1 protein-coding gene is annotated in these 278 nt (G+C 67.3%); it reads right to left on the bottom strand.

The window, feature by feature from the left end:
- Positions 1 to 77 precede the first annotated feature (77 nt).
- Positions 78 to 278 (bottom strand): hypothetical protein (locus DW306_RS21195; protein WP_168429222.1); only part of this gene is annotated, 201 nt, incomplete at its 5' end.

The following is a 278-nucleotide window of genomic DNA, read 5'->3' on the forward strand; positions in this document are numbered from 1 at the left end:
ACATATGCCGAACTCGTCAAGAACGACGACTACACCGGCCCGCGTGAGCCCCAGAACGGTGGCGTGGACATGAAGCTCTACGCCAGCACGGAGTTGTCGGCGTAGTCGAAGGCGTACGCGTAGTCGAGGGAGTACGGCTCGGCGTAGTGTGCGGCGGCCGCGGCGACCTCGGCCGTGACGGTCTCATCCGTCAGCTGCGTGATCCGCACCTCACCCTCGGCGAGGGTCGCACGCTGGGCGTGCACACCGTCATCACGGCCGACCGCGGCAACGCGGTG

The organism is Microbacterium sp. K24 (assembly GCF_004794465.1).
GTDB lineage: Bacteria > Actinomycetota > Actinomycetes > Actinomycetales > Microbacteriaceae > Microbacterium.